We start from the raw sequence: 19,974 nt of genomic DNA, 5'->3' as shown, positions 1-19,974 counted from the left end.
GCAATACCGGAATGGCTTCCTGGTTTTTGTAATGTTGCGAGTGCGGAACCGAATATTGGAGAAGAACTTGTCATGCTCTAGTGTTCGTTTAGCCTTCGCCTGGTACGGCCCTCCCTACGGTGATTCGCATCTGGTCCAACCACCCGTCAGGGAGGCATGATGAGGGCTCCGTGCGAATACCGGAAACTGGCCGATGGGCAATTCTTCGAATTCCGGCCGCGCAACGCGGGCAAGGAACTCGATCTCGATAACGACGGTGACGTCCGGGCGTACTCATGACGAGCGGACGACATGCCCGTGGCCGGATTCAGCCGGTTTCCTCGCCGCCGTACGACATCGACGAGGTGTTCCCGCCGGAAGGGGCGCGCGACGCCCAGTCGACGCAGCCGATGCCGGCATATGCGCCCGCCGCCGGAACCGTAAGAGAAACGGCCGAGTCTCCTGGCTTCCATAAGGCCGACGGCGGGGCGGGGGACATCGCCAGGGGCAAGAGCGAGGGAAAAGGCAAGGGCAAGCTCGGCGGGACCCTCCAGGGCGCCGACCTCGGCACCGAGATCACCGCCTCGCTGGTCGTCTTCCTCGTGGCCCTGCCCCTGTGCATCGGTGTCGCCGTCGCCTCCGGCACCCCGGCCGAACTCGGCATCATCACCGGTGTCGTCGGCGGGCTGGTGGTCGGTATGACCCGGGGCAGCGCCCTCCAGGTCAGCGGGCCCGCCGCCGGGCTCACGGCACTTGTGGCGGAGACCGTCGAGGCCCATGGCATCGCCATGCTCGGGGTGATCGTGCTGATGTCCGGGCTGCTCCAGATCGGCCTGGGGATGATCCGGCTGGGCCGCATGTTCCAGGCCATCTCGATCGCCGTGGTCCAGGGCATGCTCGCCGGGATCGGGCTGCCGCTGATGTTCAGCCAGTCCTATCCGCTGGCCGATGCCACGGCCCCCGGCACGGCCATCGAGAACATCCTCGGCTTCCCCGCGCACGTCCTCGACACCTTCACGAGCGGGCAGACGGCGATCGCCGCGCTGCTCGGCATCGCCACGGTCGTCCTCAGCTTCGTCTGGAAGAAGGTGCCGGGGCGGGTCAGCCGGATTCCCGCCGCGCTGGTGGCCGTCGCCATCGGCATCGTGGTCGCCGCGCTGCCCGGTGTGGAGGTGAAGACCCTTCAGGTCGGCGATCTGCTGTCCGCCGTCCAGGTGCCCGGTCCTGAGCAGTTCGCGGGGCTGGCCGATCCGGCGGTGCTCACCGCCGTCCTCACCTTCACCGTCATCGCCTCGGCGGAGAGCCTGTTCACGGCCGCCGCCGTGGACCGGATGCACGACGGTCCGCGCACCCGCTACAACACCGAGCTGATCGCCCAGGGCGCGGGCAACACCGTCTGCGGCATCCTCGGCGCGCTGCCCATGACCGCCGTCGTCGCCCGCAGCTCGGCCAATGTGCAGGCCGGGGCCAGGACCCGGCTCTCCCGCACCCTGCACGGCCTGTGGCTGCTGGCCTTCGCGCTGCTGCTGCCGAGCGTTCTCGCCCTGATCCCGATCTCGGTGCTGGCGGGTGTGCTGGTGCACAGCGGCTGGAAGCTGCTCGCGCCCGAGCAGTTCCCGAAGATGTGGCGCCAGGACCGCGGTGAGTTCGTGGTGATGGCCATCACCACGGGCACGATCGTCGCCACCGCGCTGCTGGAGGGGGTGCTGGTCGGGCTCGCGGCCGGGATCGTCCTGGCGGCGCTGCGGATGTCGCGGACCTCCATCGAGCACCGGGTGGAGGGCGACACCGCGAAGCTGGTCATGACCGGCAACGCCACGTTTCTGCGGCTGCCCAAGGTGATCGACGCGCTGGAGGCGGTGGGGTCGGCGGGGACACCGCGGATCCGGCTGGACCTGATGGGGGTGACCCATCTGGACCACGCCTGCCGCAGCCAGATCGAGGAGTTCGTGGCGCAGAAGCGGGCGCCGGGCACCGTACGGGTGGAATTGCTGCTGCCCGACCTTCCCGGGCCGGGGCCGGGCCGGAAGCCGAGGCCGGGGCCGAAGCCGAAGCGAAGGTCCGGCCCCGAGCCCTCGACCGAATCCCCGCCGGCGTCCGCGTCCGCGCCCGTATCCGCGCCCGTGTCCCCGTCGTGGCCGCCGCAGCCGCATGAGCGGTCGTCGTCCGGTGCGCTGTACGACGCGTTCTACGGCCCGTCACAGCCGGGCCCGTCCGCGGAGTGGTACTACCTCGACACCCGCCCCTTCGAAGGTCTCCAGGACTCCGAGGACGCGCGGTGGAGGGACCACCAGGGCTAGCCATGGCCGGGAAACGGGCCGCCGCATGGGGCCGCCGCATGGGCGACACGAGGCGGGAAATACGAGGTCCGTGAGAGACCGGGCACCGACCGCGGCTAACGTGGTCGGTGCCCGCACCGCGTACGCGCCGCGGGTGTGATGCTGGCCACTGGGGTGGGAGGAAGGGCAGAAGTGCAGGTCGGAGACCACTTGTGAGAATTCTGCACACCTCCGACTGGCACCTCGGACGCTCCTTTCACCGGGTCAGCCTCCTTGCCGCGCAGCGGGAGTTCATCGACCACCTCGTCACCACCGTGCGCGATCGGCACATCGACGCGGTGGTCGTCGCGGGCGACATCTACGACCGCGCCGTGCCGCCGCTCGCCGCCGTCGAGCTCTTCGACGACGCCCTGCACCGGCTCGCGGACCTCGGGGTGCCGACGGTCATGATCTCCGGCAACCATGACTCGGCCCGCCGTCTCGGCGTCGGCGCCGGGCTGATCGACCGGGCCGGGATCCATCTGCGTACCGACCCCGCCGGCTGCGCCACGCCCGTCGTCCTCTCCGACGACCACGGCGAGGTGGCCTTCTACGGTCTGCCGTATCTCGAACCGGGTTTGGTGCGGGAGGAGTTGGGCGCCTCGGCGGCCGGGCATACGGCGGTGCTGGGCGCCGCCATGGACCGGGTGCGCGCCGACCTCGCCACCCGGCCGTCCGGCACCCGCTCCGTCGTCCTCGCGCACGCCTTCGTCACCGGTGGCGCGGTCAGCGACAGCGAGCGGGACATCACGGTCGGCGGCGTCGCCTCCGTACCCGCCGAGGTCTTCGACGGCGTCGACTACGCGGCGCTCGGCCATCTGCACGGCTGCCAGACCATCACCGAGCGCATCCGCTACTCGGGCTCCCCGCTCGCGTACTCCTTCTCCGAGGCGGCGCACCGCAAGTCCATGTGGGTGGTGGAGCTGGGGGCGGCGGGCCGGGCGCCGTCGTGCGAACGGGTGGAGTGCCCGGTGCCGCGGCCGCTGGCCCGGATCCGCGGCCGGATCGAGGAGTTGCTCGCCGAACCGGACCTCGAGCGCCACGAGGAGGCGTGGGTCGAGGCCACGCTGACCGACGCGGTGCGGCCGCATGAGCCGATGGCCCGGCTGGCGCGGCGCTTCCCCCATGTGCTGACGCTGGTCTTCGACCCCGAGCGGCCCCCCGAGGATCCGCTCGCCTCGTACGCACAGCGGCTGCGCGGCCGCTCGGACCGGCAGATCGCCGAGGACTTCGTGGCCCATGTGCGGGGCGGCCGCGGCCCGGACGAGGCGGAGCGCGCGCTGCTCGGCGACGCGCTGGAGGCGGTACGGAGCGAGGCGCACGAGGGCGTCGTGGCGCACGAGGGCGTCGCGGCGGGCGAGGAGAACGGCGCGGGGACGACGACGGCGGGTGCCGTGACCGCGGGGACGACCGCGGGGGAGGCGGCGCGATGAGGCTGCACCGGCTCGCCGTCACGGCCTTCGGGCCGTTCGGCGCCACCCAGGAGATCGACTTCGACGAGCTGTCCGCCGCCGGGCTCTTCCTGCTGCACGGGCCGACCGGCGCCGGTAAGACGTCCGTCCTGGACGCGGTCTGCTACGCGCTGTACGGCCAGGTGCCCGGCGCCCGCCAGGGCAGCGGGCTCTCGCTGCGCAGCGACCACGCCGAACCGCTGACCCCGACCGAGGTCGTTCTCGAATTCACGGTCGGGGAGCGGCGCCTGGAGATCACCCGGCGCCCCGAGCAACCGCGCCCCAAGAAGCGGGGCACGGGGATGACGCGGGAGAAGGCGCAGACCCTGCTCCGCGAGTACGTCCCGCCGACATCCTCGGCCGGTGCCGGTGCCGGTGCCGGTGCTGGTGCCGGTGCCGGGAAGTGGAAGGCCCTCAGCCGCTCGCACCAGGAGATCGGCGAGGAGATCGCGCAGCTGCTCGGCATGAGCCGGGAGCAGTTCTGCCAGGTGGTGCTGTTGCCGCAGGGCGACTTCGCCCGCTTTCTGCGCGCGGATGAACTGGCGCGCGGCAAGCTGCTGGGCAAGCTGTTCGACACCGGCCGCTTCGCCGCTGTCGAGGAACGGCTGGCGGACCAGCGGCGGGCGGCGGAGAAGCGGGTCGCGGCCGGGGACGAGCGGCTGCTCGCGCTCGCCCACCGCATGGCACAGGCGGCGGGCCGCACCACGGAGCTGGACGGCCACCCGCTGCCCGAACTGACCCCCGGTGAGCCGGGGCTGGCCGACGCCGTCCTGGAGTGGGCCGCCGTGGCGCGCACGGGCGCGCGCGAGCGGCTGGACATCGCGCTGTCCGCCGTACGGGCCGCCGAGGCGGCCCACGACGCCGCCCAGCGGACCGCCGACGCGACCCGCGAACGGGCCGAACTCCAGCGCCGCCACACCGAGGCCCGCCGCCGGGCGGACGACCTCGAACGGCAGCGACCCGACCACGACCGCCTGCGCGAGCTGCTGGAACGCGCCCGCGCCGCCGACGCGGTGGTCCCCGCACTCGACCTCCGCACCGCCGCCGCCCGCGACCACCGCACTGCCGAATCCACCGAACACCAGGCCCGCACCCGCCTGTCCGCCGAACCCGGCCTGGCGGCCATGACCCTCGCGCCGATCCCGGACATCCCCGACCAACGCACACCCCCTGCCCGGGCCACGTCGCCTGCCGTGTCCCTGCCCGCGCAGGGCCCCGGGGCCCCGGATGAGGCCGCCGCGATGGGTACGGCGGTCGGGCGTGGCGAGCACGGACGGACCGCTTCGGAAGCGGGCGCGGGAGACGCCGCGGACGAGGTGCCGGACCGGACGTCAGCCGCGGGAGCGGGAGCCTCGGAGCCGCCGGGTTCCGCCAATGCGCGGTCGCTCAGGGACGGGCGTACCGGAACGGGCGCGCTCGCCCGGGTGGGGGGCACCGCCGCACAGCCGGGGGCGGCCCCGGGCATGCCGTCGCAGGGGCCGGGGGTTGTCTCCGCCGCAGCAGAAGGCGCGTCGGGTGTGCGCGTCACCGGCCGGGCCACGGCCTCCGAGAGCGGGGCGCCGGACGAGGGCCTCGTGGATGGGCAGGCCGGTTCCGGGGCGGGCGCGGGGGGCGGCGGGGGCGCCGTCCCGGGCGCGCCGGATCCGGCGTCGTCCGACGGGGCGGCTGCTTCGGGCGTGGCGCCGCAAGGGCCGGGCTCGGGCGAGCCCGGTGCGCGGGAACACGCCGCGGCCGACGGCGAAATCGCCGCCACGGAGGCGCGGGGCGCGTCGTCGCGGGCGTCCGGGTCCACCTCCCGGGGCGAGGGTGCGTCACACCCCGATGCGGCGGGTCAGGTCGCGATCGCGGCGAGTCGTGGCGGGGCGGCTCCGGGCTCGGGCGGTGCGTACGGCGAGCGGGACCGGCGGACCGAGTCGCGGGGCGTTGACGCCTCGGTGGTGCTCGCCGAGGCCGACGCCGAGTGGCTGGGACAGGTTGAGCGGCGGGTGCGGGAGGAATTGGGGGCGTTGGGGGCCGCGCGGCGGGGGGAGGCTCGGGCGGAGGCGATCCTCCGTGAGATCGCCGCGCTCGATCGGGAGGCCCGTGCCGACGACGAGGCGGTCGAGGAGGCCGCCGAGTGGCTCGCCGGGTGGGAGGAGACCCACCGGGCGCATCAGCGGCGGGTCGAGGCGGCGCAGGAAGCCGTGGCCCGGGCCGAGCAGCTCGGCGGGCGGATCGAGCCCGCCGAGCGGCGGCTGGAGGCCGCCCGGCGGCGGGACCGGCTCGCCGGACAGGAGGGGCAGGCGCGAGAGGAGTTGCTGCGGGCGCGGGAAGGGGCCGCCGCCGCGCGGCAAAATTGGCTCGACCTCAAAGAGGCCCGGCTGCGCGGCATCGCCGCCGAGCTGGCGGCCGGGCTGCGCGCCGGAGAGCCCTGCGCGGTGTGCGGGGCGACCGAGCACCCGAGCCCGGCCCGGCCCGGGGCCGGGCATGTGGACCGTACGGCGGAGGAGTCCGCGCTGGCGGACTACCAGCGCGCCGAGGAGGTCCGCGAGGAGGCCGAGCGGGCGCGGAACGCGCTGCGGGAGGCCCGCGCGGGCGCCGAGGCCACGGCGGAGGGCGAGGACGCGGCCGAACTCGACCGGGCCCTGGCCGAGTTGCGGACCGCGTACGCCGAGGCCCGAGACGCGGCGGCCGACGCGCACGCCGCCCGCGAGGCCCTGGACCGGGCCGAGGGCGAGCACACCCGCCGTACGGAACAGCGGCAGGAGGCCGAGCGGCGGGCGGCCGCCCGCACCTCGCACCGCGACGCCCTGGCCCGGGAGCGGGCCGCGCTGCTGGCCGAGCTCGAGCAGGCGCGCGGCGCGGACGCCACCGTCGCGCGGCGGGCGGCCCGGCTCGAGCGGCAGGCGGGGCTGCTGGCCCACGCCGCCGAGGCGGCGCGGGCCGCCGACGCGGCCGCGAACCGGCTGAAGGAGGCCGACGCCCGGCTCGCCGACGCCGCCTACCGGGCCGGGTTCGAGACCCCGGAGCAGGCCGCCGAGGCCGTGCTGCACCCGGACCGGCAGCGCGAGGCGCGCCGCCGTCTCGACGCGTGGCAGTCGGAGTCGGCGGCGGTCGCGGCCGAGCTGTCCGACCCGAGGGTGCTCGCGGCCGCCCAGGAGCCGCCCGCCGACCCCGCGGCGGCGCAGACGGCGGCCGACGCGGCCATCCGCGCGCTGCGCGAGGTCTCGGCCGCGGACGCCGCGGCCCGCACCCGCTGCGAGGAGCTCGACGCGCTCTCCGCGCGGGCGGTCGCCGACGCCCGCCGGCTCGCCCCGCTGCGCGCGGAGCACGACCGGATCGCCCGTCTCGCCTCGCTCGCGGCGGGCACCTCCGCGGACAACGAGCGCAGGATGCGGCTGGAGGCGTATGTGCTGGCGGCCCGGCTGGAGCAGGTCGCCGCGGCGGCGAGCGTACGGCTGCGCCACATGTCCTCCGGGCGCTACACCCTGGTGCACTCCGACGCCCGCTCCGGCGGGCGCGGCCGCTCCGGTCTCGGACTGCATGTCGTCGACGCCTGGACGGGCAGCGAACGCGACACCGCCACCCTCTCCGGCGGCGAGACCTTCTCCGCCTCGCTCGCCCTCGCGCTGGGCCTGGCCGATGTGGTCACCGACGAGGCGGGCGGGGTCCGCCTGGACACCCTCTTCATCGACGAGGGGTTCGGCAGCCTCGATGAGCAGACCCTGGACGAGGTGATGGACGTGCTGGACTCGCTGCGCGAACGCGACCGTACGGTCGGCATCGTCAGCCATGTCGCCGATCTGCGCCGGCGGATCCCCGCCCAGCTGGAGGTCGTCAAGGGCCGCCAGGGCTCGGCGGTACGGCACCGCACGACCACCGCGCACTAAGCGGGCCCGAAGGGGCGCGGGGCTGTGTCGATGTGCGGCTCCGCCGCGGCTGTGTCGATATGCGGCTCCGCCGCGTGGGCGACCAGCCACGACGGCGCCGCAGCCGGCCGACGACGCATCGCGGCACTTCCCGCGGAGCGCTCTGCGGGGCGCTCCGCATCCGTACGGATGCGGCCCGCCCCGCTACAAGCGCGGAAGCGACCCCGAAGTCAGAGCGCCGACAGCTCCTCCACCAGGTCGTCAAGACCCAGCGACCCCTGCGACAGCGCCGCCATGTGCCACTTCTTCGCGTCGAAGGCGTCGCCGTGCGCCTTACGGGCCGCCTCCCGCCCCGTCAGCCAGGCCCGCTCGCCCAGCTTGTAGCCGATGGCCTGGCCCGGCATGCCGAGATAGCGCACCAGCTCACTGTCGAGGAACTCCGCCGGACGGCCGCAGTGCAGCCCGAAGAACTCGCGCGCCAGCTCCGGAGTCCACCGCTCACCGGGGTGGAAGGGCGAATCCGCGGGGATCTCCAGCTCCAGGTGCATCCCGATGTCGACGATCACCCGCAGCGCCCGCATCATCTGCGCGTCCAGGTAGCCCAGACGGCGCTCCGGGTCCGAGAGATAGCCCAGCTCGTCCATGAGCCGCTCCGCGTACAGCGCCCAGCCCTCCGCGTTGGCGCTGACCATGCCGACCGTGGCCTGGTAGCGGGAGAGCTGGTCGGAGACGTGCGCCCACTGCGCGAGCTGGAGATGGTGGCCGGGGACGCCCTCGTGGTACCAGGTGGAGACCAGGTCGTAGACGGGGAAGCGGGTCTCGCCCATCGTGGGCAGCCAGGTCCGGCCGGGGCGGGAGAAGTCCACCGAAGGCTGGGTGTAGTACGGCGCCGCCGCGCTGCCCGGCGGGGCGATCATCGACTCGACCCGCTTGACCCGTTCGGCCAGGTCGAAGTGGGTGCCGTCGAGCTGCTCGATGGCCTCGTCCATCAGCTCCTGAAGCCACACCCGCGTCTCCTCGACGCCCTCGATATGGGCGCCGTGGGCGTCGAGGTGGCGCAGCGCCTCCCACGGGTCGGCGCCGGGAAGGATCTTCTCGGCCTCGGTGCGCATCTCGGCGTGGATCCGGTGGAACTCCGACCAGCCGTACGCGTACGCCTCGTCCAGGTCGAGATCGGTGCCGTTCCACATCCGGGCCCAGCGGCGGTAGCGCTCACGCCCCACCACATCGGGGGCGCCCTCGATGGCCGGGGCATAGGTGTCGCGCAGCCAGTCGCGGAGCGCGACCAGCGCGCCCGTGGCAGCCGCGGCCGCCTCGTCCAGCTCACCGCGCAGCGCGTCGGGGCCCTCGGAGGTGAAGTCCGCGAACCAGCCGCCGTCCGTGCCGATCCACTCCGCCAGCTGCCCGAGGACCGTGGCCACCTGCCGGGGGCCGGCCGGCAGACTGCGCCGCAGCCCCTCGGCGAGCGAGGCGCGGTACCCCTCCAGCGCGGCCGGTACGGCGCGCAGCCGGGCCGCCACCGCCGACCAGTCCTCCTCGGTGTCGGTGGGCATCACGGTGAAGATGCCGCGCACCGAGTGCAGCGGGGAGCTCAGATTGCTGACCGCGCGCAGGTGCTCATCGGACTCGTGCACATCGAGTTCGGCGGTCAGCCGCTCCCGCAGCAGCCGGGCGCAGCGGCGCTCGGCGTCGCTGTCCGCGCCGGGCCGCGCCTCCGCCTCGGCCAGCCGGTCCAAGGTGGTGCGGTCGAGGTCGGCGATGGCCTTCGCCCCCTGGGGGGAGAAGTCCGGAAGTCGCCGGGAGCTCTCGGGAACGCCCAGGTAGGTGCCGGTGATCGGGTCGAGTTCGATGAGGGCGTCGACGTAGCTGTCGGCGACCTGACGGGGCAGCGGAGCGTTCTTGGTATCGGACATGCGGCCCATCCTCGTACGTTCCGGGGTGCGACGTCAGCACCACGGCGGTGTGACGCATGGGAACAGGGGTGTGCTACGAGGTTGCCGAGCCGTCCCGGGCGGGCGGCAGCAGCGGGCCGCAGCTCCACTGCTGGAAGATCAGCCGGGTCTCGACCCGGGCCACCTCACGGCGCGAGGTGAACTCGTCCAGCACCAGCCGCTGGAGATCGGCGGTGTCGGCCACCGCCACATGCACCAGATAGTCGTCCGGCCCGGCCAGGTGGAACAGCGCCCGGGACTCGGGCAGCGCCCGGATCCGCTCCACGAACGGGCCGACCAGCTCCCGGCGGTGGGGCCGTAGCTGCACCGAGAGCAGGGCCTCGAGACCGCGCCCCAGTTTGGTGGGGTCCAGCCGGAGTTCATGGCCGAGAATCACCCCGGAGCGGCGCAGCCGGGCCACCCGGTCCAGACAGGTCGAGGGTGCCACGCCGACCTGGGCTGCCAGATCGCGGTAGGTGGTCCGGGCGTCGTTCTGCAACAGCCGCAGAATCTGAAGATCCACCGGATCGAGAGCGATGGTTTCGGCCATCGGCCGAACGTAGCACGGACGTCGGCCGCGAGAACCCGGTGGTTGTTCACCCTTCACGCATGGACATCAGGCAGAGCACGGAGAGCACAGCCGACACGGAGACCATACGGAGCACGGAGACCGCGCCGGGCACACAGGGGCCGCACGACGACATCGCCGCGCGGCACGCGTTCGCCACCGAGGCCGTCCACGCCGGGCGCGAGGACCTCCCGGGCATGGGCCTGCACGCCGTACCCCTCGATCTGTCGACGACGTACCCCTCGTACGACAGCCGCCAGGAGGCCGCCAGGATCGACGCGTTCGCCGCCACCGGCGCCCGGCCGGACGGTCCGCCGGTCTACGCCCGTCTGGACAATCCCACCGTGGCCCGCTTCGAGACCGCCCTGGCCCGGCTGGAGGGCACCGAGAGCGCGGTCGCGTTCGCCAGCGGCATGGCGGCGCTCAGCGCGTGTCTGCTGGCGCGCGGGGCCCAGGGGCTGCGGCATGTGGTGGCGGTCCGCCCGCTGTACGGGTGCAGCGACCATCTGCTGGACACCGGGCTGCTGGGCACCGAGGTCACCTGGGTGGACCCGGCCGGGATCGCGGACGCGATCCGCCCCGACACCGGCCTGGTCATGGTGGAGACCCCCGCCAATCCCACACTCGCCGAACTCGATCTGCGGGCCGTCGCCCACTCCTGCGGCACGGTCCCGCTGCTCGCGGACAACACCTTCGCCACACCGGTGCTCCAGCGCCCGGCCGAGCGGGGCGCGAGCCTCGTCCTGCACAGCGCCACCAAGTACCTCGGCGGACACGGCGATGTGATGGGCGGCGTGGTGGCCTGCGACGAGGAGTTCGCCCGGGTGCTGCGCCAGGTGCGGTTCGCCACCGGCGGGGTGCTGCATCCGCTCGCCGGATATCTGCTGCTGCGCGGGCTGTCCACGCTGACGGTAAGGATGCGGGCCGCGTCGGCGACCGCGGCCGAGCTGGCCCGGCGGCTGGCCGGCGATCCACGGGTGGCCCGGGTCCACTATCCGCGGATCGGCGGGGCGATGGTGGCCTTCGAGCCCCACGGCGATCCGCACGCGGTGATCGGCGGGGTGCGGCTGATCACTCCGGCGGTGAGCCTGGGCAGTGTGGACACCCTCATCCAGCACCCGGCCTCCATCAGCCACCGGATCGTGGCCGAGGGGGACCGCCGCTCCTCGGGGATCGGCGACCGGCTGCTGCGGATGTCGGTCGGGCTCGAGGACGTGGCGGACCTCTGGCGCGATCTGGACCGGGCGCTCGACGGGGGCCCGGCGGGGCGCGACGCCCGCCGGGCGGGGCACGGGGACCCGGTCGGGCTCAGCGCGCGTGCGGCGGGACCGGCAGCGGAAGGACCGGCTCGGGTGCCGGTGCCGGGTCGAGGCGGGCGCTGATCACCAGCGTGCCCTGCTCGATCTGGTAGTCCAGCGGCAGTTCGAGGGCGCGCATCGCGGCGACCATACCGGTGTTGGCCGACTGGGTGACGGCGTAGACGCATCCGCAGCCGGTCTCGGCGGCCATCGCCACCAGCCGCCGCAGCAGCTCCCCGCCGACGCCGCGGCGCTGCCACTCGTCCTCGACGATCAGCGCGAGCTCGGTCTCGTCCCCGTCCCACAGCAGATGGCCGAGGGCCACCAGCCGCCCGGAGGCGGTGTACGCGGCCAGGGTGCGGCCGAAGCGGGGGCTCAGCAGATGGGCGAGGTAGCGGTCGGCGTCACCGACCGGCCCGTGGTAGCGCAGCCCGAGCGTGGCGGAGGAGCAGCGGGCGTGCATCTCGCGGGCGGCGGCCAGGTCGCCGGTGTCGGCGCGGCGCACGGTGATGGCGTTGCCCTCGGGCAGCGTCAGCACATCGCCGTCGTGCGGGATCCGCGGGCCGAGCCGGGCGTCCAGCTCGACCAGCGCGCGGGCCCGGGCGAACTCGGTGGGGGTGAACGGCAGATACGGCCGCTCGATGATGATCGCGCCGCCGGACGGGTCGCGCAGCCGCATCACGGTCTCCTCCAGGACACCTTCGGCGGGCGGTGTGCTGTCCAGGGACCGTCCGCTGAGGGACTTGGCGGGTACGGAGTGAATGGTGCAGCGGCCGAACAACTGGCGCAGCGCGAGCGGGAGTTCGGCGGCGTCCAGGGCGGTGCGGGTGGCCAGGGTCAGCGCCCGGGTCGGCGCGTCCACCAGGTCGTGGGTGTCGGCCCGCTCGACCCAGGTGTCACGGCCGCCCGCGGCGGCGACGGCGTCGGTCAGCCCGTCGGACGGCAGGGCCTCGGGCGCGCGCAGCAGGAACTCGTCCACCGTGCCGTGCGCCAGCGGATGGGTCTGGAGGGCCAGGATGTCGACCTGGTGCCCGGCCAGTGCCGCGCACAGCGCGGCGAGGGTGCCCGGCTCGTCCCGTACGGTCGTACGCATCCGCCACAGCGTGGTGGCCTCGGGGGCCGTGGTCTCCGGGGCGCCCGCGGCGTGGGTGGGGTGGGCGTCGGCCGCGGGCGAGCCTGAGCCGCCCGGCGGCGCGTGGCCCTGACGCCGTGACCACCATGCGACCAGATCGTGCCGCCAGCGGGGGCGGTGCCGGTGAGGGGGCTCGGGGGTCGCTCGAAATGTCATGCAAACACCCTTGCGCAAAGGTGTTGCGTGATCACGAACGGACTGTGACCTATGGGTTAAGGGCGCATCTGATAACAGAAGCTTATTTTGTCCGAAATCAAAAGGTTGAAGCCTGAGGTTCTGTCACCCTACCGCCCACCTGCGCAGTACTCTGCCGCACCGCCGTGCGTACGCCCGCTGGAAGAGCGGCACCAGCGGCCCTCCGGCCCGGCCGAACCAGGACTCCGAACGGCTGAACGCGGTCACCGTCAGTACCACCGAGCCATCCGGCCCCAGCTCCACCACGAACGACTCCTCGCCGCGCTCCGGATGGCCGGGCAGCGTGCCGTACGCGAAGCCGGTCCGGGTCTCCTCGGCGACCGTCCACACCACCTCGCACGGCGCGCGCAGCCGCAGCCGCCCGACCCCCAGGCCCACCACGACCGGCCGCCCCGGGGCGGCGACCGGGTCCGCGGCGCGGATCGACACCCCCACCGCGCGGTGCATCCGCCAGTCCATGACCGCCCGCCCGGCCGCCTCGAACGTGGCCCGCCCGTGGCCGACACGGGTCCGCACCCGCAGATGGCGATAGCCGGACGGCAGCGGCCACCGCCGGGTGGCGCCCACCTCCGGATAGGTGAGCCGGGAGGCCGGACCGGGGGCGTCGCTGGATCCCATGCCCGTACGGTACGCGGCGGCCTTACGGTGCGCGCCACGGGAACGCGGCGGCCTTACGGTGCGCGCCACGGGAACGCGGCGACCTTACGGTGCGCGCCACGGGAACGCGACGGCCTTACGGTGCAAAGCACCGGAACGCGGCGGCCTTACGGTGCGCGGCACCGTCGGCGAACCGTACGGGGCCGCGCACCGCGCACCGCGGCTACTGGCCGACCAGACCCGGGCGCAGAGTCTTGGTGAACAGCACCTTCCCGCCGTCCTCGCGCAGCCGGACCGTCATCTCGGCGCTGTCGCCGTCGATGTCCACCTCGCCGTAGAACTGGAAGCCCTCGGCGGGCGAGACGTTCGCCACCGTCGGCGCCTTGACGAAGGGCTGCTCCGGGCCGAACGTGCCGTCCAGCTTCACCGCCGGGAAGGCCCCCGCGTTCAGCGGACCGGAGACGAACTCCCAGAAGGGCGCGAAGTCCTTGAACGCAGCCCGCGACGGGTCGTAGTGCTGCGCCGACGTGTAGTGGACGTCCGCCGTCAGCCACACCGTGCCGGTGATCTTCCGGTGCTTGATGTGCCGCAGCAACTCGGCCATCTGGAGCTCACGGCCGAGCGGGGCGCCCGGGTCGCCCTGCGCGACGGCCTCGAAGTCGGTCTTCCCGTCCGGGACCACCAGGCCCAGCGGCATGTCGCAGGCGATGACCTTCCACACCGCGCGCGAGCGCGACAGCTCGCGCTTGAGCCACGCCAGCTGCTCGGCGCCGAGGATGCCCTGGGCGTCCTCCGGCTGGCGGTTCGGCGAGTTGGGGTCGCGGTACGTACGGCAGTCCAGCACGAAGACGTCCAGCAGCGGGCCCTGGTGCTGGACCCGGTAGACCCGGCCGCTCGCGTCCGGCCGCAGCGTGCTGATCGGGAAGTACTCGGCGAACGCCTGGCGCGCGCGGGCCGCCAGCACGTTGACGTTCTTCTCGGTGTAGCGGTCGTCGACCAGGATCTCGCCCGGGTACCAGTTGTTGAGCACCTCGTGGTCGTCCCACTGGGTGATGGTCGGCACCTCGGCGTGGAACCGGCGCAGGGCGGGGTCGAGGAGGTTGTACCGGAAGTTGCCCCGGTACTCGTCCAGCGTCTCGGCGACCTTGGTCTTCTCCGGGGTGATGAGGTTGCGCCAGGTGGAGCCGTCGGGCAGCTTGACGGTCTCCGTCATCGGGCCGTCCGCGTAGATGTTGTCGCCGCTGCACAGGAAGAAGTCCGGCTCCCGGCGGCGCATCTCCTCGAAGATCCGGTAGCCGCCGTGGTCCGGGTTGATGCCCCAGCCCTGGCCCGCCAGATCGCCCGACCAGACGAAACGCACGCCCTTACGGCGCTCGGGAACCGTACGGAACGTGCCGTGCACCGGCTCACTGGTGCGGCGCGGGTCCTCCGGGTCGGCCAGCAGCACCCGGTAGTGCACCTGGCTCCCGGCGGGCAGACCGTGCAGCGCGGTGCGCCCGGTGAAGTCGGTGCCGGGGCCGACCAGCGGACCGTGCCAGCGCTTGGCCCGCGCGAAGGACTCGGTCGCCGAGGTCTCCACGATCATCCGGGCCGGACGGTCGGAGCGGACCCACACCAGCCCCGACGACGTCGTCACATCGCCCACCTGCACGCCCCACTGGGTACTCGGCCGCCCCGACAGCGCCTGAGCGGGCGCGCCGGACGCGGCCGCCGCGGCGGCCGATGCCACGGTGGGCACCGCGAGCGCCGCCGAGGCGGCCGCCGATCCCTGCAATACCGTGCGCCGCCCGATCCCTGTGCCCGATTCCCGCCCCATGGTGCCCTCCGTCGTTCGTAGAACCGCTGTGCTGTTGTGTTTGATATCGGTGCAAGATGCCGCTCTTACGAACGCCCAGTGAACAACGGCGCGGCCGCCCGGAGTAAAGACCCCGGGCGCGTGCGGTGCGGAGGCCGATGTACGGAGCCGGCGGGGCCGTCAGCGGCTGCCGTCCAGGATGACGCGGGCGACCAGTGCGGGATCGTCGTTCATGGGCACATGGCCACAGCCGGGGAGGCGGACCAGCCGGGCGCCGGGGATCACCCGCTTGGCGCGGACGCCCTGGCGGCGCGGCAGCACCCGGTCGCGCGAGCCCCAGGCGATGGTGACCGGGACATCGGGGATGTCGTGGGTGAACAGCCCGGAGCTTCCGGCGGCCAGCGTGGCGCCGAAGCCGACCGCCTCGCGCATCGCCCGCGTCTCGGCGACGACGGCGTCCGGTGAACGCCGCGCGGGCCGGGCGTAAATGGCGCCGGTCAGCGCGGCCCGTCCGGCCGCGCCGCGGGCCAGCCACGCCACCATCGGCGGCGGCAGCGCCCGCGCCCCGGCCCGCATCGCGGCCAGCACACTGAAGGCGTAACGCCGCTCGGCCTCGGTCCAGAACCGGGCCGGGGACAGCGCGGTGACCGACCGTACGAGCCCGAGCCGGCCCAGCTCCAGGGCGATCAGCCCGCCGAGCGAGTTCCCGGCCACGTCGGGGCGCTTGACGCCGAGGGCCTCGAAGAGCGCGTCGAGCACGGGTACGACGCCGTCGAGGTCGTACGGGATGCCGTCCGGCAGCGCGTCCGACGCCCCGAAGCCGGGCAGATCCACGGCGATCACATCGCGGTCGACGGCGAGGATGTCCAGCACCGGCTCCCATGCCTGCCAGTGGTGGCCGATGCCGTGCAGCAGCACCAACGGCCGTCCCGCGCCGCGCCGTTCGTGGACGACCCGGGCGGTGCGGGGGCCGCCGGGGGCGGCGACGGAGAAGGAGAGGGACGCGGGCATCGGGTGGCTCCTCACGATCGGCGTTCCGGCAGGCGCACGCGGCGTATGAGACAGCATGTCAGCAAGAGTTACCGGACGGTAGACCCGATGGCCCGCATCGGGACTCCCACACGCCGTCGACCGCGCACGCTGCCGACTGCGCACGCCGTCGACCGTGCACGCTGCCGACTGCGCACGCCGTCGACCGTGCACGCTGCCGACTGCGCACGCCGTCGACCGTGCACGCCGCTACAGCCCGCCCGCGACCCGCAGCACCGCCCCCGTCGTGTACGACGCCTCCGGCGACAGCAGCCACGCCACCGCGCCCGCGATCTCCTCCGGTTCGCCCGGGCGCCCCATCGGCACCCGCCCCTGGACGCGCCACGGCCGCTCGGGGTCGCCCATCCGCGCGTGGATGTCGGTCAGCGTCATCCCGGGCTGCACCGAGTTGACCCGGACCCCCTCCGCCGCCAGCTCCTTCGACAGCCCGACGGTCATCGCGTCGACCGCCGCCTTGCTCGCCGCGTAGTGCACATACTCCCCGGGGCTGCCGGTCGTCGCCGCGCCCGAGGAGATGTTGACGATGGCGCCGCCCTGCCCGCCGTGGCGCGTGGACATCTCGCGCGCCGCGCGCCGGGCGCACAGCAGGGCCCCGGTCACATTGACGTCCACGACGCGGCGCATCACCTCCGGCGAGGTCTCGGTGAAGCGGCCCAACGGCCCCGTGATCCCGGCGTTGTTGACCAGACCGGTGATCCGGCCCAGCTCCTCGCGCACCCGGTCGAACATCGCCTCGACCTGCTCCGCGTCGCTGGTGTCGGCCTGGACGACCATCGCCCGCATCCCCTCCGCGCGCACCGCCTCCGCCCACCGCTCCGCCGCGTCCCGCGCGTGCTCGTAGCCGATCGCGACGCCGTGCCCGGCGCGCGCGAGCCGCACCGCCACCGCCGCGCCGATGCCGCGACTGCCCCCCGTGACCACCGTGACCTGGTCCATCCCCATCAGCTCAGCTCAGCTCCCGCCTGGTGACGCATCCCGTTCCGACGGTCACCGACGATAACCGGTCAGGGATTGGTCTTGACCAAGTACGCAGGCCGCCTTATGGTCGCATTGATACTGCAACAACCTTTAATAAAGAAGCCGCGCATAACTGTGAAGGCGTGCGCGACCATCGGCCGTCGGAATCAAGGGGGACAGGGTGGGGACCACGCAGCTGGAATCGGTGCCAGAGCCCAAGTACTGGCATCTGAAGACCGTGCTCAGCGACGCACTCGACTCGGAGTTCGCGGTCGGCGAGATCCTGCCCAACGAGCGCGAGCTGGCCGCCCGCTTCGGCGTCGCCCGCGCCACCCTCCGACAGGCCCTCGAGCAGCTCGAGCTGGAGGGCAGGCTCCAGCGCCGCCGCGGCGTCGGCACCACCGTCGCCCCGCCCCGCGTCGGCGTGGCCGTCGGGGACTACGCCCACGGCTGGACCGACACCTCCGGCGAGAACACCTGGCAGACCGTCGACGGCACCGAGGTGGCCCCGCCCGCCGAGGTCGCCCGGCTGCTGGAGACCGACCCCGACACCCCGGTTCACCGGGTGCGCCGCACCCGGATGAGCCACGGCCAGCCGCTCGCCGCCGAGCTGCTGTACGTACCGGCCGAGTCCGTCCCCGGCCTCGCCGCCATCGACACCCCCAGCGGGCTGGCCCGCGCCCGCGCCGTGCTGCGCGAGCTGCGCCGGCTGGAGCTCGAGGGCCGTGAGCAGACCGTGGAGCTCGGCTCGGCCCGCGCGGACGACGCCAAGGAGCTCGACCGGCTGCCCGGCGCCCCCGTCCTCCTCGTGACCACCCGCTATGTGGCCCAGGGCCGCACCGCGGCCGTCGCCGTGGCCACCTACCGGGCCGACACCTGCCGGCTCACCTTCGGCGACGCGGGCGACGAACTGCTGGCGGGCTGACCCGGGCCCGCCCCGCGTCGTAGGCCCGGCCCGCGTCGCCTCGCCGCCCCGTACGCACGCCGAAACCCGAAACGCCCGCCCCGCCTCCCGCGTCAGCGGCTCGCGCGGCGGGTCGTCACCGTGCTGTCGACCGCGAACAGCTCCTGCTCCACATGGTCCAGGGCTAACCGCAGCGCCCCCGTGGTCACCGCCGCCTCGCCGAGCAGCGAGAGCGCGACCTGCGGGGGCCGCAGACAGTAGCGCGACAGCTCATCGCGCAGCGGGGCCAGCACCCCGTCGAGACCGGCGGCCCAGCCGCCCACCACCACGACCTCGGGGTCCAGCGCCAGCACCAGGGCCGCCGTGTCGTGCACCAGCCTGCGCACGAAGCGGTCCACGGCCGCCCGCGCCCGTTCGTCGCCGTCCCTGGCCAGCGCGAAGACATGCGCCACCTGCGCCTCGTCCAGCGGGTTCAGCGGCTCCCCCGTCGTGGAGAGCACCTCCTCCGGGGCGGCCTCCTGGCCCAGCAGATGCAGCGCCCCGATCTCCCCGGCCGCGCCGCCGAAGCCGCGGTGCAGCCGCCCGCCGATCAGCGACCCGGCCCCCGGGCTCAACCCGGCCAGCACGAAGACCACATCGTCAGAACCGACCGCCGCGCCCTTCCAGTGCTCGGCCACCGCGGCCGTGTTCGCGTCGTTCTCCACCAGCACCGGACAGCGGAAGGACCGCCGCAGCCGCTCGCCCAGGGGCAGCCCGGTCCAGCCGGGGAGCGCGGTGCACAGATGGACGGTGCCGTCGGCCTCGACGACGCCGGGGCTGCCCACCCCGACCGCGCGCAGCGAGAACCGGGCCACCCCGGCGCGTCGCAGCAGATCCGCCACGGTGGTGCGCACCCGCTCCAGCCGCTCGTCCGCGGACGCCTTCTCCGACACCTCGCGCACGATCGAGCCGAGCGGGCGACCATCGAGGTCCGACAGGAGCGCGGCCACCCGGTGCGGCCCTATCTCTATGCCCAGCAGATGCCCGGCCTCGGCCCGGAAGCGGAAGCGCCGCGCGGGGCGTCCCTGACGCCGTACGCCGCCCTCCTCGGCGGGCACCTCGACCACCAGACCGCTGTCGGCGAGCCCGTCGATCACCCCCTCGACGGTGGGCCGGGACAGCCCGGTCACCCGGGTCAGATCGGTGAGGCTCGAGCTCCCGGCGCAGCCACCCGCCTCGTCCTGGCCACCCCCGGCGGCCGCGCCGGACGCGGTCGCCGCGCGCAGCGCGTGCAGGACCACGGCGGAGTTGATGCGTCGCAGCAGAGACGGATCCCCGCCGGTGAGCCGCCCCAACGTCGGCCTCCCTCCCAGTGCGTATCTGCCGGATCGTATCCGCTGGGCGCGGGAGCGGCGAGTGCCGCCTGCCGACCCGGGCCGCCCGGCCACCAAGATGGTCATCTGACGGGCGGCCAGATGTCCGACCTACACGGTTTACTGACATCATGACCAGTACGGCGGACCATGTGAGCACGATCGATCAGCTGCGCGTGCGGGACTTCCCCGCGCGGCGGACCGCCGACGGATGGGTGGAGAGCGGCCCCGGCTTCCATGTGGCCGACCTCCGCGTCAGCGAGGACTTCTGGGACGCGGATCTGAGCCGGGTCGAGGAGGTGCTGGAGGAGTTCGAGGCCGAGTTGAGCGCGCTGGACCAGGTGCTGACCTTACGGTGGGGCGCCCCCGATGTCCTCGACCTCACCGACTCCCTGGAGCGCTCGGCGATGGGCGAGCCGGTCCCGCCCCCGCTGGACACCCTGTGCGGTTACGTACCCGAGCTGCGCGTCTGGCGCGTCGACGGCCGCTGGGTCGGGCTGGGGGTCGGGCAGGGCGACCGCGAGCTGCCGTTCCAGTTGCTGGTGGCGATAGGGGAGGAGGGCACGATATGACATCGTCGGGCTCGGCCGCGTCCGGGG

Annotated in this window: 14 protein-coding genes; 6 read left to right on the top strand and 8 right to left on the bottom strand. The window is 73.9% G+C overall.

Features of this window, described 5'->3' with window-relative positions; genetic code table 11:
• Nucleotides 1-275 precede the first annotated feature (275 nt).
• From KHP12_RS11205 to KHP12_RS11195, 3 genes are all read left to right on the top strand, one after another.
• The gene (locus KHP12_RS11205; RefSeq protein ID WP_244203096.1) at nucleotides 276-2,279 is read left to right on the top strand and encodes a SulP family inorganic anion transporter; all 2,004 of its coding nucleotides are present in this window, start codon (nucleotides 276-278) and stop codon (nucleotides 2,277-2,279) included.
• 191 nt (nucleotides 2,280-2,470) lie between these two features.
• Nucleotides 2,471-3,730, top strand: coding sequence for an exonuclease SbcCD subunit D (locus KHP12_RS11200; protein ID WP_308016747.1), 1,260 nt, complete (start codon nucleotides 2,471-2,473; stop codon nucleotides 3,728-3,730).
• Nucleotides 3,727-7,617: an AAA family ATPase gene (locus KHP12_RS11195; protein WP_211832880.1), complete on the top strand. Its 3,891-nt coding sequence runs from the start codon at nucleotides 3,727-3,729 to the stop codon at nucleotides 7,615-7,617. The genes KHP12_RS11200 and KHP12_RS11195 overlap by 4 nt, the downstream gene beginning before the upstream one ends.
• 209 nt (nucleotides 7,618-7,826) lie before the next feature.
• Here the strand turns inward: KHP12_RS11195 and KHP12_RS11190 are convergent, their stop codons facing one another.
• Nucleotides 7,827-9,509 (bottom strand): DUF885 domain-containing protein, encoded by a 1,683-nt coding sequence (locus KHP12_RS11190; RefSeq protein WP_086883078.1) that lies wholly within the window; start codon nucleotides 9,507-9,509, stop codon nucleotides 7,827-7,829.
• Nucleotides 9,510-9,582: 73 nt separating this feature from the next.
• Entirely contained in the window at nucleotides 9,583-10,077 is a 495-nt protein-coding gene (locus KHP12_RS11185; protein ID WP_037960739.1) for an Lrp/AsnC family transcriptional regulator, read from the bottom strand.
• A 59-nt stretch (nucleotides 10,078-10,136) separates the two neighbouring features.
• On the opposite strand from KHP12_RS11185, the gene KHP12_RS11180 reads away from it, so the two are divergent.
• Nucleotides 10,137-11,477 carry a trans-sulfuration enzyme family protein gene (locus KHP12_RS11180; protein ID WP_246643100.1) on the top strand — a complete coding sequence of 447 codons (1,341 nt, stop codon included), beginning with the start codon at nucleotides 10,137-10,139 and terminating at the stop codon, nucleotides 11,475-11,477.
• Here the strand turns inward: KHP12_RS11180 and KHP12_RS11175 are convergent.
• The 5 genes from KHP12_RS11175 to KHP12_RS11155 all read right to left on the bottom strand — a co-directional run bounded on the left by KHP12_RS11175 (nucleotide 11,404) and on the right by KHP12_RS11155 (nucleotide 17,098).
• Complete coding sequence (locus KHP12_RS11175; RefSeq protein WP_086883079.1) at nucleotides 11,404-12,681, bottom strand: GNAT family N-acetyltransferase; 1,278 nt, start codon at nucleotides 12,679-12,681, stop codon at nucleotides 11,404-11,406. The two genes, KHP12_RS11180 and KHP12_RS11175, sit on opposite strands and share 74 nt — an antisense overlap.
• Before the next feature lie 123 nt (nucleotides 12,682-12,804).
• Complete coding sequence (locus KHP12_RS11170) at nucleotides 12,805-13,338, bottom strand: DUF1990 domain-containing protein (protein ID WP_211832878.1); 534 nt, start codon at nucleotides 13,336-13,338, stop codon at nucleotides 12,805-12,807.
• Between the two features lie 202 nt (nucleotides 13,339-13,540).
• Nucleotides 13,541-15,133: an alkaline phosphatase D family protein gene (locus tag KHP12_RS11165; protein ID WP_086883081.1), complete on the bottom strand. Its 1,593-nt coding sequence runs from the start codon at nucleotides 15,131-15,133 to the stop codon at nucleotides 13,541-13,543.
• 159 nt (nucleotides 15,134-15,292) lie between these two features.
• Nucleotides 15,293-16,123 carry an alpha/beta fold hydrolase gene (locus KHP12_RS11160; protein WP_086883082.1) on the bottom strand — a complete coding sequence of 277 codons (831 nt, stop codon included), beginning with the start codon at nucleotides 16,121-16,123 and terminating at the stop codon, nucleotides 15,293-15,295.
• A gap of 228 nt (nucleotides 16,124-16,351) precedes the next feature.
• Nucleotides 16,352-17,098 carry an SDR family oxidoreductase gene (locus KHP12_RS11155; RefSeq protein ID WP_086883087.1) on the bottom strand — a complete coding sequence of 249 codons (747 nt, stop codon included), beginning with the start codon at nucleotides 17,096-17,098 and terminating at the stop codon, nucleotides 16,352-16,354.
• Between the two features lie 202 nt (nucleotides 17,099-17,300).
• On the opposite strand from KHP12_RS11155, the gene KHP12_RS11150 reads away from it, so the two are divergent.
• Nucleotides 17,301-18,044, top strand: coding sequence for a GntR family transcriptional regulator (locus KHP12_RS11150; protein ID WP_086883083.1), 744 nt, complete (start codon nucleotides 17,301-17,303; stop codon nucleotides 18,042-18,044).
• 92 nt (nucleotides 18,045-18,136) lie between these two features.
• Here the strand turns inward: KHP12_RS11150 and KHP12_RS11145 are convergent, their stop codons facing one another.
• Nucleotides 18,137-19,357 (bottom strand): ROK family protein, encoded by a 1,221-nt coding sequence (locus tag KHP12_RS11145; protein ID WP_086883084.1) that lies wholly within the window; start codon nucleotides 19,355-19,357, stop codon nucleotides 18,137-18,139.
• Nucleotides 19,358-19,506: 149 nt separating this feature from the next.
• Between KHP12_RS11145 and KHP12_RS11140 the strand changes: the two genes are divergently transcribed.
• Complete coding sequence (locus tag KHP12_RS11140; protein WP_086883085.1) at nucleotides 19,507-19,947, top strand: hypothetical protein; 441 nt, start codon at nucleotides 19,507-19,509, stop codon at nucleotides 19,945-19,947.
• The last annotated feature ends 27 nt before the right edge of the window (nucleotides 19,948-19,974 follow it).

The organism is Streptomyces asiaticus (assembly GCF_018138715.1).
GTDB lineage: Bacteria > Actinomycetota > Actinomycetes > Streptomycetales > Streptomycetaceae > Streptomyces > Streptomyces asiaticus.
This window is presented reverse-complemented; position numbering and strand designations above follow the sequence as displayed.